We start from the raw sequence: 16,014 nt of genomic DNA on the forward strand, positions 1-16,014 counted from the left end.
GAAGAGATGCCGTGATGAGCCAACCCACTCTGTCTTTCGAACAACTGAAGCACAGCGTTCCACTGGCCCTGCGCCAATGCATCGCTGCCGGACAATATCAGGACCACACCAGCGGCTTGGCCCAAGGTCGGGTGCAAGCCAATATCGTGATTCTGCCCAATGACTGGGCTAACGAGTTTCTCCGGTATTGCACGCTCAATCGGCAGGCTTGCCCGGTGCTCGACGTTACCGAACCGGGTGATCCGTATTTTCGCAATCTCGGCACCGCCATTGATATCCGCCACGAGGTGTCCCGATACAGGGTCTATCGCCATGGCGAACTGAGCGAAGAACCGTCGGATATCGAGCATTTGTGGCAGGACGATCTGGTGGCCTTCGCCATTGGTTGCTCGTTCTCCTTCGAACAACCGCTGCTGGATGCCGGCATCGCCCTCAGGCATATCGACCTGGGGCTCAATGTCGCCATGTACCGGACGAACATAGACACCCGCCCTACCGCGCGCCTGAGCGGCAAACTGGTGGTGAGCATGCGCCCGATGAAGGCTGCCGCGGCGATCCAGGCGATCCAGATCACCGCACGCATGCCCAACGTCCACGGCGCCCCCGTGCATATCGGTGATCCGGCACTGATCGGCATCGATTCACTAAGCAGCCCGGACTACGGCGATGCCGTACCAGTCGAAGCCGACGAAATCCCGGTATTCTGGGCCTGCGGGGTGACCCCGCAATCGGTGGTGCAAACTTCACGTCCGCCGCTGTGCATCACCCACTCCCCCGGCTGCATGCTGGTAACGGATGTTTTGAATAGCGCTTTGTAAATGAGTGCGGGTTCGCGTGAAATAGTAATGTGAGCCTTGGATTGGACTGTTTTCAACCTGATAAGGATGCCACGGACAAACAATGAATACTGCTCAACAATCGATTCGACAGTACATAAAAGCCAAGGACGGTAACCGCCCACATTTGTTACCCCAGGCTTTTGCGCCAGACGCGATACTGGACATGGTCGTGCACACCGGATCTATCTCGTTTCCACCCCACGTTGAAGGCCTTGGACCTATCGGCGATGTGCTGGTCAGGCGATTCGGCCAGACCTTCGAGAACGTCTATACCTTTTGCCTGGGACTCCCACCAGAACCAGAGGCCAAAACATTCCAGTGCAAATGGCTGGTCGGCATGTCCGACAAGAGCTGCGGCGAAGCCCGCGTCGGTTGCGGTCTGTATGAGTGGCAGTTCAGCGCCGAGTCGGGGCTTGTCGAGAAGCTCACTATCACCATTGAGCACATGAAAATCCTGCCAGCGACTGATCTGCACTGCATCATGGAGTGGTTATCGCATCTGGATTACCCATGGTGCAGTTCGCAAGCGTTAGTGAACAATGTTCCTGACATAGACACGCTTAAAGAGGTGATTCAGTACCTTACGGCCAATACTCCAACCTGCACTTCTCAGGTGTAGAGACTACACAATCAGTCGTATTCAGCCTCCTTGTCAGATCCCGCCAGATGCCGTTGTTACTATTGGTCTGCATTCGAAAAGTACACACCGGCACGCCTGAAAACGCCACTCATTGAGTGGCGTTTTTGTGAAATATGCAGCGCAAAACCCCAAGAAAAACTCGCGGGACCGTGAAGCACCCCTTATTTCATCAGCATCCAGCGCAATACCAATGATTGCGTGGCCTGACCGTGGCTTTCAGAAAAAAACCAGTATCTGTATCGAAAGTTTTCGTTCAAAGCGTGGCGCTTTGCCTTGGTTGAACTACCTTTCAAACAAGAAGAAGACATAACGGTTCGAAATGCCACGTTAGGTTCAGCGATCAGATAGCGGAATGGCAAAAGGAGTTACCTCACTATGGTCCTGGCAAGCATTTTCCGGCTCTTTACGTTGATTGCCGGTTGCTTTTTAGGGGAGTCAGGTCGGCGCAAAGTGCCGTCTTTAGCTGCTGTTGCGGTCGAGCTTGAACATATCGTTCGGGTCGACAGCTCAGGTATCTGGATCACTAAAAACCGTTGTGGCGAAGGTCACTCGCTGTTCAGTCAGACCAGCGTATTGCACCTGCTTGCATGTAGCACCACGGAATATTGCCGGGGCCATTAGTCAGGGGTCTGGCGGGGTAGAGGGCCGACCCAAGGCCCCTTGTAGTGATCCGAGGCAACCCAGTTAGCCTCAAAGATGGCCTATTCAGCGAGGATGCACTTAATGAGCTATCGTACCGTGCCCGCTTTCAAGCGAATTATCCATGGCCTGTTCTGGACGGGTCTCAGCGTGAATGCGGCTCAGGCCGCGCCGGCCAATTGTTCGCAACTGGATAGTTTGCCGGCAACGTTCGAGGTCGGTCAGGGGCTTCAGAACGAACTGCGCGTCCCCGTCCCGGTGACGCAGTTGGCAGTCGGCGATCCGAAAATTGCCGACGTGCAACCCAGCGGCAGCAACGCCTTCATACTCACGGGCCTCGCGCCGGGGGCCACCAGCCTGATGGTCTGGACCGCCTGTTCGAAGGAGCCGCGCCAAAGCATGGTGTTCGTCAAGGGCAAGGCCACCGCAGCGCTGACCAGCGTCTCGACAGTGCCTTCCGAAGACCCGCTGTTGCCGATCCAGGTGCAAACCGACATCCGCTTCGTTGAAGTCAGCCGGACCAAACTCAAGGAAGCCAATGCCTCGATTTTTGGTCGCCAGGGCAACTTCCTGTTCGGCTCGCCGAGAACCTTGCCCACCATCGACGGCATTGTCACGCCGTCGGTGCCGGTGAACAACGGCATGTTCAACTTCGCTTTTGCGTCCAGCGATACTCTAGTGTCGATCAACGCACTGGAAGGCAGCGGTTTCGCCTACACCCTGGCACGGCCAAGCCTGGTAGCGCTCAGCGGGCAGAGTGCGAGTTTCCTGGCCGGTGGTGAAGTGCCGATTCCAGTGCCCAGTTCAGGCAGCGATAACGTGTCCATCGAGTACAAGGAATTTGGTATCCGCCTGACCCTGACGCCGACCATCATCGGCAAAAACCGAATCGCGCTGAAGGTGGCACCGGAAGTCAGTGAACTGGACTTCACCAACGCCGTGAGCATCGCCGGCACCATTGTTCCAGCGCTGACCATACGCCGAACCGACACCAGCATCTCCCTGGCCGACGGCGAAAGCTTCGTCATCAGCGGCTTGATCAGCACCCGCAACAATTCCCAGGTGAACAAGTTTCCGGGGCTGGGCGATATCCCGATTCTGGGCGCGTTCTTCCGCGACAACACCATCAACCGTGAAGAGCGTGAACTGCTGATGATCGTTACCCCGCATCTGGTCCAGCCACTGGCTGTCAACGCACAACTACCGTCATTGCCTGGCGAACAGCTGCGCAATTACGACCCGAATTTCTACCGCATGTTCTTCCTCGAAAATGGCGATTTCGACAGTCGCTCCGGGCTTTCACAATGAGCCAGAGCCTGAATCAGACTTGCCTCGCCCTCACCCCTAACGGTGACCTTGAGCGCTTGCCGGGCCAGCTTTATTGCCATTGGCCAAGCGTTCAACGTGTTGTAGCCAAAGGACATTCGATGAAAGCAGTCATTGCAATAATGGCGACATTAATGCTGACGGGTTGTGCCACTAATGGTTTGTCTTCGCGACCTCCTATCTGTGCCAAGCCCGATTCGGATCAAGAGTTGGCCCTGAGTCTGGCCGACAACATGGCCAACGACGGCCGTTTGTATGCCAGCCTGGCGAATCTTGAAGGTTTGCCCGACAACCTGGTTCAGGTTCGCCTGCGCAAGGCTCGGGTGCTGCGCTTGATGGGGCGTAACGAGGCGGGGCCGTTGTATCAAAGCTTGCTCGGCACCTGTCTGGCCGCTGATGGGGAACATGGCCTGGGCCAGTTGGCCGCGGCCAGAAATGATTACGCCACCGCGACCACTCACCTTGAGCGTGCGGTGAAGATGGCCCCCACCGACGACAGGATGCGCAATGACCTGGGGGTCGTCTACCTCAATCAACGACGTATCCCTGAAGCACGCTTCGAGTTCATGACCGCCATGGAGCTCAAACAGTCCAATTCATTGGCGGCACTCAATTTGGTGACGCTGCTGATCTATCAGGATAACTGGAAGTCGGCTGCCGAACTCGCGAACCGTGCCAGCTTGAGCCCCCAGCAAGTCGCCGAGGCTCAAAGCCGCGCGGAAAAACTCAAGGCCTCCGCAAAAAAAGTGGCGGCTTCGGAGGGGAATCGCAGGACTGAGGTAGCCGCTGCCTCACCCAGTGCGACAAAGTAAAACGTACGAGGAGTCGAGATGAATACCAAGAGGCTGTTGATCGTGTGCATGGCTTGCCTGTCCACCAGTGCCTGGGCTATTGAGCCGGGTCCCTCTTCGAAGGAGCAAAAAGGCACTGAGCAGTGGTTGCAGATGCAGATTCGTGGTGTGTTTGCCTCGCCTAAACTGCAAACCGCTTCGGCTACCGAACGTGACCTGGCCATGCAGCGTTGGCTGAATAGTTTCCTCTACCCGATTCCGGAGTTTTTTGACCAGGATGCAGCGGGGAAAATGACCATCAGCAACTGAGGCACGTCAAGGGGTGCTCAGCCTCTGGCGTGGTCCGGAGTAGCCTGGCTAATAAAGCCAGGCTCAATCATGTGTGCACAAAAATACAGATATGGCAAAAGGTGGAGCAGGCGATTGGAGTGAATGCCCTCCGCTCGCCTGCTCCACCTCGTACGGATGCAACACAGCCATCCTGTTCGACCGCAAGAAGCTCATTACTTTCCGAATGTCTTGAGTACCCCGATCATGGCGGGGCCTATGGCTATCAGAAAGAAGCTCGGCCACAGGCAGAAAATCAAAGGGAATACCAGCTTGGTGCCGATTTTCGCCCCCGCTTCTTCGGCAGCCTGGGTACGCCGGTCACGGAACTCATCGGCATAGATGCGCAGGGTGTCGGCCACGCTGGTGCCGAAGCGGATACTTTGCGCCAACAGGCTGACCAACCCTTGTACGTCCTCCAGGCCGGTGCGCACAGCCAGTTGCTTGAGCGCCTCGGTACTGGAAATGCCCGCGCGGATTTGCGCATTGACCAAGGCCAGTTCTTCAGCCAGTTCAACCTGACTGACCGACATCTCTTCAGCCACTCGTTCGATCGTCAGAGGCAAGGCCAGGCCCGACTCCACGCAAACAACCATCAGATCCAGGGCATCCGGAAAGGCGGCACGCAGCCTGCCCTGCCTGGCCTGCTTGCGCTTTGTGACATACAGCGCGGGGGCCAGCCAGCCGATAGCTGCGGCCATTAACACCAGCGACAACCCCGTAATCAGAGAAAGCCTGGGGATCAGCGGCAACACCAACAGCGCAAGGCCAACCAATATCAGTGGCAACAACAAGCGCACCGCCCAGTACATCTGGATTGCCGACGGTGAGCGGTAACCGGCGTGCATCAACAGGGTTTGTGTAGCGGACGTCTGACCTTCCTCAGTCGAGGCAAAGCGTTGGCCGACCCGCTCCAGCAATAACTGCAGATTTCCCGGTGCATCCTGCCCGACTGAACTCCCCGAATGACCGCGCTTGATCAGCGCCAGACGACGCCGCACAGGGTCCTGCAATCCCAGCAGCAGTAGCATCACGGTGATGATCGCGAGCACTGCACTCAGACTCATCGCACCGATGAACAACAGGCGTGCCATCTCCTCATTGCCTGTTACTCGACTGAACAACCCGAGTAAAAAATCCATGACCTGTACCTCCACATGGCGAATAACGCTTAAACCTGAATCCGGATGATTTTGCGAATCCAGAAAATCCCGATCAACATGCAACCAAAAGCGGCGAAGATCAGCTTATGACCGATCGGATCATTGAGCAGCAGCGGCAAGTAGGTGGGACTGGTGAACACGATCACCGCCGCCAGCACGAAGGGAATGGCCACCAGTATCCAGGCCGACATCCGCCCTTCGGCTGAAAGGGTCTTGACCTTGCGCTGGAAGCGAAAGCGCCCGCGGATCAACCGGCTCAGACGCTCCAGCACTTCGGTCAGATTGCCGCCGGTCTCACGATGGATAAGGATCGAGGTCACCAGCATCATCACCGTCATGCTTGGCATGCGCTCCAGCAGGCCGAGCATGGCCCGGCGTACATCGTTGCCATAGTTGATATCGGCGAAGGTCAGGCCGAACTCATGAGCGACCGGCCCCTTGTGCTCCTCGGCGACCAGGCGCAGGGTTTCATTGAACGGATGTCCGGCGCGCAGGGCACGGCACATGGCATCCAATGCATCCGGCAGGCCTTCCTCAAACTGAGCGAAGCGTTTGCCACGGTCACGAAAAACTTTCAGCAGGGGTAACCAGAACACCCCGAAACCCGCCAGCAGGGCCATCCACCAGATTGACGAGATCATCCAGATCGAGACGCCCGCGCAGGCCCCCAGGAACAGCCCGAGCAATAACACCCGATAGGCCCGATATTCGTGTCCGGCCTGCTCGATCACCTGTGTCAGGTTTGCCATGAAGGGCAACTGCTCAAGCATGGCCTCCAGAGGCGACAAGCGCGTCAGGTATTTCTGCCGCAACACTGTCTGCATGTTGGGCAGATTGTTGGCCTTCTCCAGCACATGCAAGCGGCCGCGGATGCGCTTGCGCATCTTGCCGGCCTCGCCGAACACCGGTACCACCACGCCCTGGGACAGAAGGAACACGGCGATAAACACCATGCCGAGGAACATCAGTATGAATTCACCAGGAATATTGTTCATGACTGCCGTGCCTCCATCCACTCAGGCCTGAACATCGTAAGCGGCAACTCGATACCGCGCTTGGCCAGCACGTCGCGGAAGGCCGGAATCATGCCGCTGGGGCGATAATCGCCAAGCACTTCGCCGTTCTCGCCCATGCCCTGGCGAGCAAAGGAGAAGATTTCGGTCATGGTGATGATCTCGCCTTCCATGCCGTTGATCTCTTGCACGCTGACCAGGCGGCGCTTGCCGTCCTCCTGACGTTCCAGCTGGATCACCACATCAATGGCCGAAGCAATCTGCTGACGCATGGCCTTGATCGGGAAAGTCGCCCCGGTCATCGACACCATGTTCTCGATTCGCCCCAACGCATCGCGCGCGGTGTTGGCGTGGATGGTGGTCAGTGAGCCGTCGTGCCCGGTGTTCATGGCGGTCAGCATGTCCAGCGCCTCGGCGCCGCGCACTTCGCCGATCACAATGCGGTCCGGACGCATCCGCAGGCTGTTGCGCACCAATTCGCGCTGGCTCACCTCGCCACGCCCCTCGATATTCGAAGGCCGGGTTTCCAGGCGCACCACGTGGGGCTGCTGCAATTGCAGTTCGGCGGAGTCTTCGATGGTGACGATCCGCTCGTTTTGCGGAATGAAACTGGACAGCACATTGAGCATGGTGGTCTTGCCGCTGCCGGTACCGCCGGAAATCAACACGTTCAAGCGTCCACGGACAATCGCCTTGAGCAGCAGGGCAATTGCAGGGGTTAACGTCCCCACCGAGATCAGGCTGTCGGTGTTGAGCAGGTCCACCGCGAAGCGGCGAATCGACATGCTCGGGCCGTCGATGGCCAGCGGCGGGATAATTGCGTTGACCCGTGAACCGTCCTTGAGCCGGGCGTCCACCAATGGCGAGGACTCGTCGATACGCCGCCCCAGGCTGGAGACGATGCGGTCGATGATGTTGAGCAAATGCTGATCATCGCGAAAGCGCACATCGGTCCGTTGCAGTTTGCCGAAGCGCTCGACGTAGACCGAGGCATGGCCGTTGACCAGAATATCGGACACGCTGTGATCGGCCAGCAACGGTTCCAGGGGACCCAGGCCGAGCACCTCGTCGGTGATCTGCTTGATGATCAACTGGCGGCTGGCGGTACTCACCGGCGCCGAATGTTCATCGAGCAGGCGCTGGCAAATATCGCGAATCTGCCGCGTGGCTTCGGCCTGTTCAAGGGAGTCCAGCAAGGACAGGTCCATGACCTTGAGCAACTGCTGGTAGATCTTTTCTCGCCACTCGGCCTCCACCGGAGTGACCTGGCTTCTGGTTTCGTAAAGAACGTCCGGCGCCGCACGTTCCCATGCCATTATTTCCTCTGCCGGGTCCAGCAGGTCATCGCCCAGTTGAGTAGCCGACGATGAGGCGGGTTTACCGGACTGTTTGCGCAAGCGGTTACGAAAGTCGCTGATCATGGGTCATCCCCCGAAAAAACGGTTGAAGGCGCGTTTGAGTAAGCCTTTGTTCCCGGCCACTTGTTGACCGACCAGGTCTTCGGTCATGTCGCGCAGGGCGGCAGTGATCGCTGCCCTCGGCGCATGCAGCCCCAACGGCACACCAGTGTTCTGACTCTGGCTGACCAGGTTGAAGTCGTTGGGTAATTTCGACAGATTGGTGCAGCGCAACGCCTCGCCGATGTCTTTGAGGCTGATCGGTGCCGCCTTGTCAAAGCGGTTCACCACGATCTGCAATTGATCCCCGCGCACGCCCAGGTCATCGCGAAGTATCCGCACCAGGGAGCTGGCATCGCGCAGATGGCTGACGCTCTGCTGCACCACCACGTACACCCGATCCACCTGCTCCAGCACAGAGCCGGTGAGGTGGTCGATTTGCCGCGGCAGGTCGATTACCACCCAGTCATAGCTGGCGCGGGCCAACTTCAACAGGGCGTCAAGTTGCTCGGGTTGGGCATCCTGCGGCAGACACAACTCACCGGCCCGACCACCCAGCACATGCAAAGTCGGGCTGAAGTGACTGCAAAAACCGCGTAACGCGACGCTGTCCATGCCATCAATCTGGTGCAACACCTCAAGATGGCTGTGCGTCTGCGCTACATCCAGATAATGCGTGACGCTGCCAAATTGCAGGTCCATGTCCAGCAACAGGGTGCTGCCGCCCTTGGCGCTGAGCTGCTGAGCCAGGTTGCAGGCCACCAGGGTTCCGCCGGAGCCGCCCTTGGCGCTCATTACAGCGATCAATTTCCCTTCTGCCCCACTGCCAGTCCGGACTTCCATGACCAGACGATTCAAGGCGGCAACCAATTCCGTCTCGGCGATCGGCTCCGGCAACACGTCCCGGGCGCCAGCCTGCATCGCCATACGCATGCCTTCCTGTTCGCTCAGCAGACCGCAGACCAACATCGGTGGACGCTCATGGGCCGGATGCAGCAACAACGCGGCCAGCTCCTCGCGCCACAGGTGGCTGACGCGTAACAGCAACAGATCGGGCATCCGGTCCAGACCGTAGAGCGGATCGACATGCCCGTTGCTCACCAGGCGAGTGCTCACCTCAAGGCCGGGCATGCGCTGGCAAACGCTCTGCAGATCGCGCAAAGAGGTGGCATCACGGCTGCTGATCAGCAACCGGAGCCCGGCTTTGCCAGTCGAGCTGGCGACTGGCGTTTCCTTGGTATTCAGCATGGTGTGATCTCCCCGGAATCGGAATGACGCCCGAGGCTTTCACGTGGCAACGTTGCCCTGAATGTGGGCAAGGTAATGGGCACGCCGAACCCGGGAATAAACAGGTTGAAAACGAAGTTTTGCAAGCTCAACTGGACGTAGCGGATGGCACGAAATCCATTGGCTCCACTCGTGTCGGCGGGGTTGCCCACCTGAGCGCCGTTTACGTCCAGATAGGTCAACGTCAAGTGGGTGGTGGCCAGATCGGTGATGATCTGGCTCGCACCGGCGTCGGTCGCGGCATTGAAGATCGCCCGCCGCAACACCACCGGATCACTGATATTGCACACCGACGCCAGGCGCGCACCACGGCGCACGACTTCATCTAGCGCATTGATCGTGAAGTACAGGCGGCCGATTTCCAACGCGCCGAACAACAGCGTGAATATCAGCGCGCCGATGATGGCGAACTCCACCACATAGGTGCCTTGCATGCGTTTGCGATTCATCACAGTGCCCTCATGACAGTGGTGGCGACCAGCGGAATGCTCAGCGCAATCGGATTACCGAAAAACCCGGGAAGCGATCCGGTGCAATTGCCACCGCCAATCACCGGGCAGAATGTAAAAGTGATGGTGACTCGCACATGGTCGGTGCCTACGGCGGCGACGACCACGTTGTTGGTCGTCAATCCGGATATCACTGGGGTTCCGGTCTGGCTCGGCACACCATAGACCGCGACGTTTTTCGTCTGGGTCTGTAGCGTATTGCTCAGGGAGACTGCACCGAGCGTCGAGTTCCAGGCTTGGCTGGCGACGAAACGGTCGGCATCACGGCTGGCCTGCAGCAGTACGTTGTACTGGTAGAGCATGCGGCCGAACTCACCGAGAGCCAGCAGCAACAACAGCAGCACCGGCAGAGCGAGGGTGAATTCCACCATGGCCAGGCCCTGCTGGCGCCGCGGATGTTTAAACGAATGAAGTCTCATGACGCCTCCTATGAGTCTGTGCTCGGAGTGCCGCTGCCGTTGAGATAGGTTTTGTAGAGCTGAATGATCTGCGGGCCGGAATCGTTCGTCGGATTAGGACCGGGCACATTGTCGCCTTCGCACTCCTTCACAAACTGGCCGAAGATCTGCGCTTCCGTGCCGCCGTTACTCATTGGCTGCACCACGAAATAGCAACCAAAACCCAGGACAGGGATCGAGGTGGTACCGCCCTGTTGGCCGGTGCAGTTGCCCACCACGATTTTCAGCATCCGGCGCTCGAACACCCCATTGCTCTGACAGCCACTGCCGGACCCTGCCACACAGGCCGCAGCACTCGCACGCCAGTCGTTGTAGTCCTGTATCGCGTTGCCGCCCGCCGTGAGATCGCCGTTGTTCGAGGTGACGGTTTGCCCCTGGTATTTCATTTGTGGTGGGGAAACTGAGTCGTCGTAAGTGATCGCGGGATTGCTGGACGTGGTTACCAGGTCGGGCGGATAGTCCGAGGCACTGACCGGGCCGTTGTAGATGCCGAAGCGCGTATTCAAGCCTTGAGACGCAGGGCCCACCGTGTTGCCGGGTTTGGTCTGGACATTTTCCCCCACGTTGCGGCAGATCGAGCCGCCTCCGGCCATATCTGTCCTGACCGAACTGCCGCCCGAACCAAAATCGAGCAACTGAAAGTTGCCTGGACCAATGGGGGACGAATTGCCGGCAGCCGACTTCAATACTTGCAAATCACCAAATTGGAAGCCCCAGAACATACCGGCGTCCGGGTCGTATTGAGTCGGGTCGCCACAGACCATCAGGGGGGCAAGATCGCAGGGGCTGGTAGGGCTGGGGCCTGCGGTGGCGATCGCCGACACGGCTTTGTTCCCCAGACCGCTAGTGCCGAAGGTCTGGACGAAGTTCCAGAAAAAACCGGTCAGGCTATAGGTCGGTACCGATACCCGAACATATTTGGCATCCGCAGGCCCGGGATAGGCGAACGGGCCATAGACGCTGCTTGCCAGTTCCACTACCGCGAAGCCTGCGTTGCCACCCATCGCCGTTGCCAATTCGCTATTACCCGTGGCATTGGCATTTTGCGTCAGCGTATTGAGCGCGGCAGTGCGTGTTACGCTGGCAATGTTGACACCACCTTCCACCTGAAGCAGGGTTTTGGCGCCACTCAAAGCGGCAGCATCTACAGCGTTCTGCAGGCGTGTCTTGTTCAACAACATGTGGCCCACGTCGAGCGTCAAACCCGCCACCATTAAAATCGCCGCCAACGCGATCACCATCAATACGCTCACCGAGCCTTCCTGGCGCCTTGGCGTCGCAGTGAACGGCTGCTGAATTCGAAGATTCATCATCAAGCCCTCATTTACCGAAACTGATCCGGATCGGCTCCGCCAATACCTTGGTGCCCAGGCACCCCTACCGCCCTGTCAACGTTTGACTACACTGGCTTGGGTCCCGCGGATAATGGTGACACTCCCGCCACCCTCGCCATTACTGCGACGCACCACGCGTTTTGGCGCTGGGGCAGCGGCCATCGCCATGACCGGTGCCGCAGGCGCAGGCGCAGGCGCAACGGTCGCAATTTTTTTGTCGGCGTTCAGCGGATTGCGCAGGGTCAGTTGCAATTTCCCTTCCGTTTGCGCGGTGACCAGGGTTTCAGCCTCTGCGGTCGTCATCTCCAGCGTCACTGCGCGCACCACCACCGGTTGGGTCTTGTCGGTACCTGCGGTCTGGTCCACCGCCAACACCCGCAAGTTCTCGAGGATGGTTTTGGACACGGCGTTGTTGCCACTGCCATCAGTGCGTTTGGTCGCTAGCACATCGACCCGGTTACCCGGCAACAGGAACCCGCCCACGCCGACCACATCGTCCACGCGTACCGAGATGGCACGTTTGTCTGTCGCAATCAGAGAGGCCAGGGTACTGCCCCCCAGATGCTCGCTCAGACGCGCGCCGCGCATGATGTCGCCCTTCAGAATGTCGAACGTTGCGATCTTGCCTACTGCTTTGTCGGTGGAGTCGAAGGCATCGTCCGGGATCGTGTCCATGGGCATGCGCATGGTCGTGACTTGTTGAGCCTCAACCATCTGCCCGAATGGAATCTCGACCGTGGCGACTACCACGCTTCGAAGGTGGTCATCCGGGCTGGCATTGAGGCGGGCGCTCAGCCAGGAGTCGGCCATCCATGCAGCACCAAGGCCCATGACCAGGGAAACGCCTACCAGGGTAAGAGTACGAGAGCTCATGTCAGTATCTCCGTATCAAAGAAAGTCGAGCTGGACGAAGTAGTTGTGCCAGGCCCATTCCAACTCTTGCGGTGACAATGGTCCGGAACCACCCATGTAACGCTGGCGATCGAGCGCCATGTTCAGGAGATCGCGGGGATGGCAAGGCACCAGGGGCATGCCTTCACTTGCATAAAGCCTTTGCAGGACATAACGCAGCAGCAGCGGGTCAAAAGAAATGCCCAGGCGCTCGCTTTCCTGACGCCAGATCTTTTCGTACTCCTCAGGCTTCAGGTAACCGAATTGCAGCTTGTAGCCAATCCGGCGAAGGAAGGCCTCATCGGCCAACTCCAGGGGATTAAGGTTGGTGGAGAACACCAGAATCAGATCGAACGGCAGCTCGCAATGCCGACCGCCACCCAGGTTAAGGAAGTCGCGCTTCTCTTCCATCGGCACAATCCAGCGGTTCAACAGTTCGGCGGGGGCCATGCGCTGGCGTCCCATGTCGTCAATAATGAACAAGCCATTGCTGGCCTTGAGTTGCAAGGCGGCCTGGTACTGACGGGTGGAGGAGTCATAGCGAACGTCCAGCTGTTCCATGCTCAGTTCGCCGCCCGTAATGACGATCGGACGTTTGCAGCACAGCAGTCGACGGTCGATTCCTTCGTTGAGCATCAGATTGTTTTGTTGGCTGTTGTCATCCAGACGCTGATGCACCTGCGGATCATAGATCTCGATCACCGACTCGTTGATCACGATGGCGTGAGGCACCCAGATGGCCTCGGCGAACAGACGAATCAGCCGGCTGCTGACATAGGTCTTGCCGGTACCTGCAGGGCCATAAATCATGATCGCGCGGCCGGAATTCAGCGCCACACCCAACTGATCGAGCATCCCCTCGGTAAGCACCACGCCAGCAAGAGCGTTGTGCATATCGTTGGAGTTGATGCGACCATGGTGAATGGTCTGGATTTTGATCAGGGAGCGGTAGGAACTCACCGGGAAGGGTGCCGCGCCAATGTAGCCACTGCGCAACAGGGCGTCGCGGGCATTACTGCGACCACGTTCGGTCAGGCCATAACGCAGCATCTGCCCACTCGTCGTTTGCGGACCCGCCTGGCCCAGCACTTCGACACGACCATCCTTGCGCAGGAACGCCAGGACTTCTTCAAGTACAGCGCCGGTCAATGCCAGTCGCTCCACCAGCCGCGGCATGTCCAGCACGCCGGCGTCATACAAATGCTTGCACACCAACTCACCGAGAAAACTGTCGGTCAGACCAGTTTCGCGAATACTGCACGGCTGAGGAGCCAGTCGCTGCACCGCGTCTCGATCACTGGGGTAGGCATCACTATCGACGATGACGTGCATGACTAACCTCCAAATCCACCGGCAACGAGTTGCCAGTAGACGCTGTTCAACGTCCCGAGCAGGATCGCAACCGAATAAGGAAAGGGCTTACCGGCCACCTCCTCCGAGTTCGGTGCCATATAGGCCCGCGCCCGAAGCATCAACCGATAACGTCCCAGGGTCTGCAATAATTGACCGCGCACCAGCACGATCAGGAAACCGCACAAGCCTCCCCATAGCAGGCTGAAGAACACAGCCCACAAGGCGTAATGGGGGGGTAGGAAACTGCCAACCATGGCCATCAGCTTGACGTCGCCGGCAGCCATGCCGCCCAGGGCATACATGGGCAGGAACAGTGCAAAACCGATCAGGAGGCCCATCAGGCCGTCCCCCATCCCACTGACTCCGCCTGAGTAAGTCTGGCCGGCCAATCCCAAGGCCAGACCTACCAGGATCAGCAGGTTGGGAATGCGGTGGCGACGCAAGTCGCTCACCACCGCCACGCCCAGCAGTCCTATCAGCAAAACGGTCGCAACCAGCTGTTCCATGGACATTGCGCATCTCCCTAACAGAGTTGTTGTTATCAGCAAGTGCCAGGAATAATGGCGTTACAAATTGCCCGGATTCTGGTATCCACGACCCCGCCAAGAAGCGTGAACGCCGCGACAACAGCGACCGTAATCAACCCACCGGCCACTGCGTATTCCACAATGGTCAGGCCGTCTTCGTCTTTGGCGAACTTCACTACCGAAGCCTTGATTGTTTGCATGATCATTTTGCCCACCTCACTCGAATGTTGTTTTTTCGGAAGGCAGTGCGTTCTGCTCTGCCTGGATGCAACACTAGTCAGGGGCAAGGCATAGGCGTTAGGAAGATTTTGCACATCACTAGGACTTTTTTGCGGGGGTGCCAAATACGGGTCATTGGCCTTTAAAGAAATGTTAAGAGGGGGCAAAACGAGGGATGGCAGGCAACGGCGATTACCATTGATTCACAAGCGACGAGCGGTTGATATCGAGTGTGCGAAACCACGTCAACAAACAGTTGCCCTAGACTGGCTTCACGCAACACATAGAGCGAATAGAACTTACCTACGTTTTTCTTATCACCATTTAATCTGCAAAGTGATAGCACGTTAGCAATACTACTCACCGAGAACGGCACGAAGAACCGCAGAGTAGAGACATGACGTCCAATTTGACCAGAAGGCCATCGCTACTGTGGTTCGATCTGACCCATGATCGTTCCACGAAGGAACTCATCGCGCAGTTCGAGGATACCTGCGACTGCAAATTGGCGAAAAACTCCGTGTTGCCCCACGGGGAACACGCAGACATGATCTGCATCCATTTCGATCGCCCCGACACCCCAGGCTTGAGGCTGTTGCTGGAGATCAAACGCACCACTCCCACCATCCCGATCACCATGTTCACGGTGCAGCACTCGGAAGAACTGGCTGTCTGGGCCATGCGCTCCAGTGTCTGGGAATACATGGTGCTGCCGCTCTCATCCAACGAGAGAAAGCGTTACCTGACGGCGGTGGTGCAGCTGTGCGAGTTGCGCCGAAATACCAACGGCCAGGGCCAGACATCGTTGATCGATCACTCCCCTACCCTGCCGGACAGCATCCGCCTGACCTCGGGGCACCAAAAACACCAGGCGCTGAGCAACGTCATGCTTTACATCGATCAGCACTTTCGGGACAGCATCGATCAGAGGGAGTTGGCGAAGCGCTGCGGCATGACGACCTTTCGCTTCAGCCGCCTGTTCAAGGAAGCCAATGGCGTTGGTTTCACCGATTACATCTTGAACAAGCGCATGAGCTTCGCCAAGCAACTGCTCGACAATAGCCAGATGCCTATTACCAGCATCGGCTATGAGGCCGGCTTCAAGGATCCGTCCTACTTCGCTCGCGCCTTCAAGCAGTTCGTCAACTGCACACCCAGCGAATACCGTTTGACCTGCCAACTCAGAGCGGTAGCAGCGCAACCGGCGCTGGAGGATACAACCGCTGAAGCGCTCGAAAGCCTGGTGCAGAGCCTCGGGAGTTGAGGCAGGTTTTTTTCACGCGCACAAAAAAACGCCGCTC

At 58.0% G+C, this 16,014-nt stretch carries 17 protein-coding genes; 6 read left to right on the forward strand and 11 right to left on the reverse strand.

Features of this window, described 5'->3' with window-relative positions:
• Window positions 1–14: 14 nt before the first annotated feature.
• The 5 genes from PSH97_RS20820 (at window position 15) to PSH97_RS20840 (ending at window position 4,544) form a co-directional block, all read left to right on the forward strand.
• On the forward strand, window positions 15–818 hold the full coding sequence (locus PSH97_RS20820; protein WP_305446517.1) for a putative hydro-lyase: 804 nt from the start codon (window positions 15–17) through the stop codon (window positions 816–818).
• A gap of 82 nt (window positions 819–900) precedes the next feature.
• Entirely contained in the window at window positions 901–1,458 is a 558-nt protein-coding gene (locus PSH97_RS20825; protein WP_305446518.1) for a hypothetical protein, read from the forward strand.
• A gap of 744 nt (window positions 1,459–2,202) precedes the next feature.
• A complete protein-coding gene (locus tag PSH97_RS20830) occupies window positions 2,203–3,426 on the forward strand; it encodes a type II and III secretion system protein family protein (protein ID WP_305446519.1) in 1,224 nt (407 codons plus the stop codon).
• A 119-nt stretch (window positions 3,427–3,545) separates the two neighbouring features.
• Complete coding sequence (locus tag PSH97_RS20835) at window positions 3,546–4,256, forward strand: tetratricopeptide repeat protein (RefSeq protein WP_305446520.1); 711 nt, start codon at window positions 3,546–3,548, stop codon at window positions 4,254–4,256.
• Window positions 4,257–4,274: 18 nt separating this feature from the next.
• Window positions 4,275–4,544, forward strand: a complete 270-nt coding sequence (locus tag PSH97_RS20840; RefSeq protein WP_305446521.1) for a DUF3613 domain-containing protein — start codon at window positions 4,275–4,277, stop codon at window positions 4,542–4,544.
• A 194-nt stretch (window positions 4,545–4,738) separates the two neighbouring features.
• Here PSH97_RS20840 and PSH97_RS20845 read toward each other — a convergent pair whose 3' ends face one another.
• The 11 genes from PSH97_RS20845 to PSH97_RS20895 all read right to left on the reverse strand — a co-directional run bounded on the left by PSH97_RS20845 (window position 4,739) and on the right by PSH97_RS20895 (window position 14,700).
• Window positions 4,739–5,704: a type II secretion system F family protein gene (locus PSH97_RS20845; RefSeq protein WP_305446522.1), complete on the reverse strand. Its 966-nt coding sequence runs from the start codon at window positions 5,702–5,704 to the stop codon at window positions 4,739–4,741.
• A gap of 29 nt (window positions 5,705–5,733) precedes the next feature.
• Window positions 5,734–6,720 carry a type II secretion system F family protein gene (locus PSH97_RS20850; protein WP_305446523.1) on the reverse strand — a complete coding sequence of 329 codons (987 nt, stop codon included), beginning with the start codon at window positions 6,718–6,720 and terminating at the stop codon, window positions 5,734–5,736.
• Window positions 6,717–8,159, reverse strand: coding sequence for a CpaF family protein (locus tag PSH97_RS20855; protein ID WP_305446524.1), 1,443 nt, complete (start codon window positions 8,157–8,159; stop codon window positions 6,717–6,719). Before PSH97_RS20855 ends, PSH97_RS20850 begins: the two co-directional genes overlap by 4 nt.
• Window positions 8,160–8,162: 3 nt before the next feature.
• A complete protein-coding gene (locus tag PSH97_RS20860) occupies window positions 8,163–9,383 on the reverse strand; it encodes an AAA family ATPase (RefSeq protein ID WP_305446525.1) in 1,221 nt (406 codons plus the stop codon).
• Window positions 9,377–9,871 (reverse strand): TadE/TadG family type IV pilus assembly protein, encoded by a 495-nt coding sequence (locus tag PSH97_RS20865; RefSeq protein ID WP_305425678.1) that lies wholly within the window; start codon window positions 9,869–9,871, stop codon window positions 9,377–9,379. Before PSH97_RS20865 ends, PSH97_RS20860 begins: the two co-directional genes overlap by 7 nt.
• Window positions 9,871–10,350: a TadE/TadG family type IV pilus assembly protein gene (locus PSH97_RS20870; RefSeq protein WP_305446526.1), complete on the reverse strand. Its 480-nt coding sequence runs from the start codon at window positions 10,348–10,350 to the stop codon at window positions 9,871–9,873. Before PSH97_RS20870 ends, PSH97_RS20865 begins: the two co-directional genes overlap by 1 nt.
• 8 nt (window positions 10,351–10,358) lie before the next feature.
• Complete coding sequence (locus PSH97_RS20875) at window positions 10,359–11,702, reverse strand: TadE/TadG family type IV pilus assembly protein (RefSeq protein WP_305446527.1); 1,344 nt, start codon at window positions 11,700–11,702, stop codon at window positions 10,359–10,361.
• A gap of 75 nt (window positions 11,703–11,777) precedes the next feature.
• Entirely contained in the window at window positions 11,778–12,596 is an 819-nt protein-coding gene (gene cpaB, locus PSH97_RS20880) for a Flp pilus assembly protein CpaB (RefSeq protein WP_305446528.1), read from the reverse strand.
• Window positions 12,597–12,611: 15 nt separating this feature from the next.
• Window positions 12,612–13,946: a P-loop NTPase family protein gene (locus tag PSH97_RS20885; protein WP_305446529.1), complete on the reverse strand. Its 1,335-nt coding sequence runs from the start codon at window positions 13,944–13,946 to the stop codon at window positions 12,612–12,614.
• Between the two features lie 2 nt (window positions 13,947–13,948).
• The gene (locus PSH97_RS20890) at window positions 13,949–14,479 is read right to left on the reverse strand and encodes an A24 family peptidase (protein ID WP_305446530.1); all 531 of its coding nucleotides are present in this window, start codon (window positions 14,477–14,479) and stop codon (window positions 13,949–13,951) included.
• 29 nt (window positions 14,480–14,508) lie between these two features.
• Complete coding sequence (locus PSH97_RS20895; RefSeq protein ID WP_007905161.1) at window positions 14,509–14,700, reverse strand: Flp family type IVb pilin; 192 nt, start codon at window positions 14,698–14,700, stop codon at window positions 14,509–14,511.
• A 410-nt stretch (window positions 14,701–15,110) separates the two neighbouring features.
• Here PSH97_RS20895 and PSH97_RS20900 point away from each other — a divergent pair, with 410 nt between their 5' ends.
• Window positions 15,111–15,977 carry an AraC family transcriptional regulator gene (locus tag PSH97_RS20900; RefSeq protein ID WP_305446532.1) on the forward strand — a complete coding sequence of 289 codons (867 nt, stop codon included), beginning with the start codon at window positions 15,111–15,113 and terminating at the stop codon, window positions 15,975–15,977.
• Window positions 15,978–16,014: the final 37 nt, after the last annotated feature.

It is taken from the genome of Pseudomonas cucumis (assembly GCF_030687935.1).
In the GTDB taxonomy this organism is placed as follows: domain Bacteria; phylum Pseudomonadota; class Gammaproteobacteria; order Pseudomonadales; family Pseudomonadaceae; genus Aquipseudomonas; species Aquipseudomonas cucumis.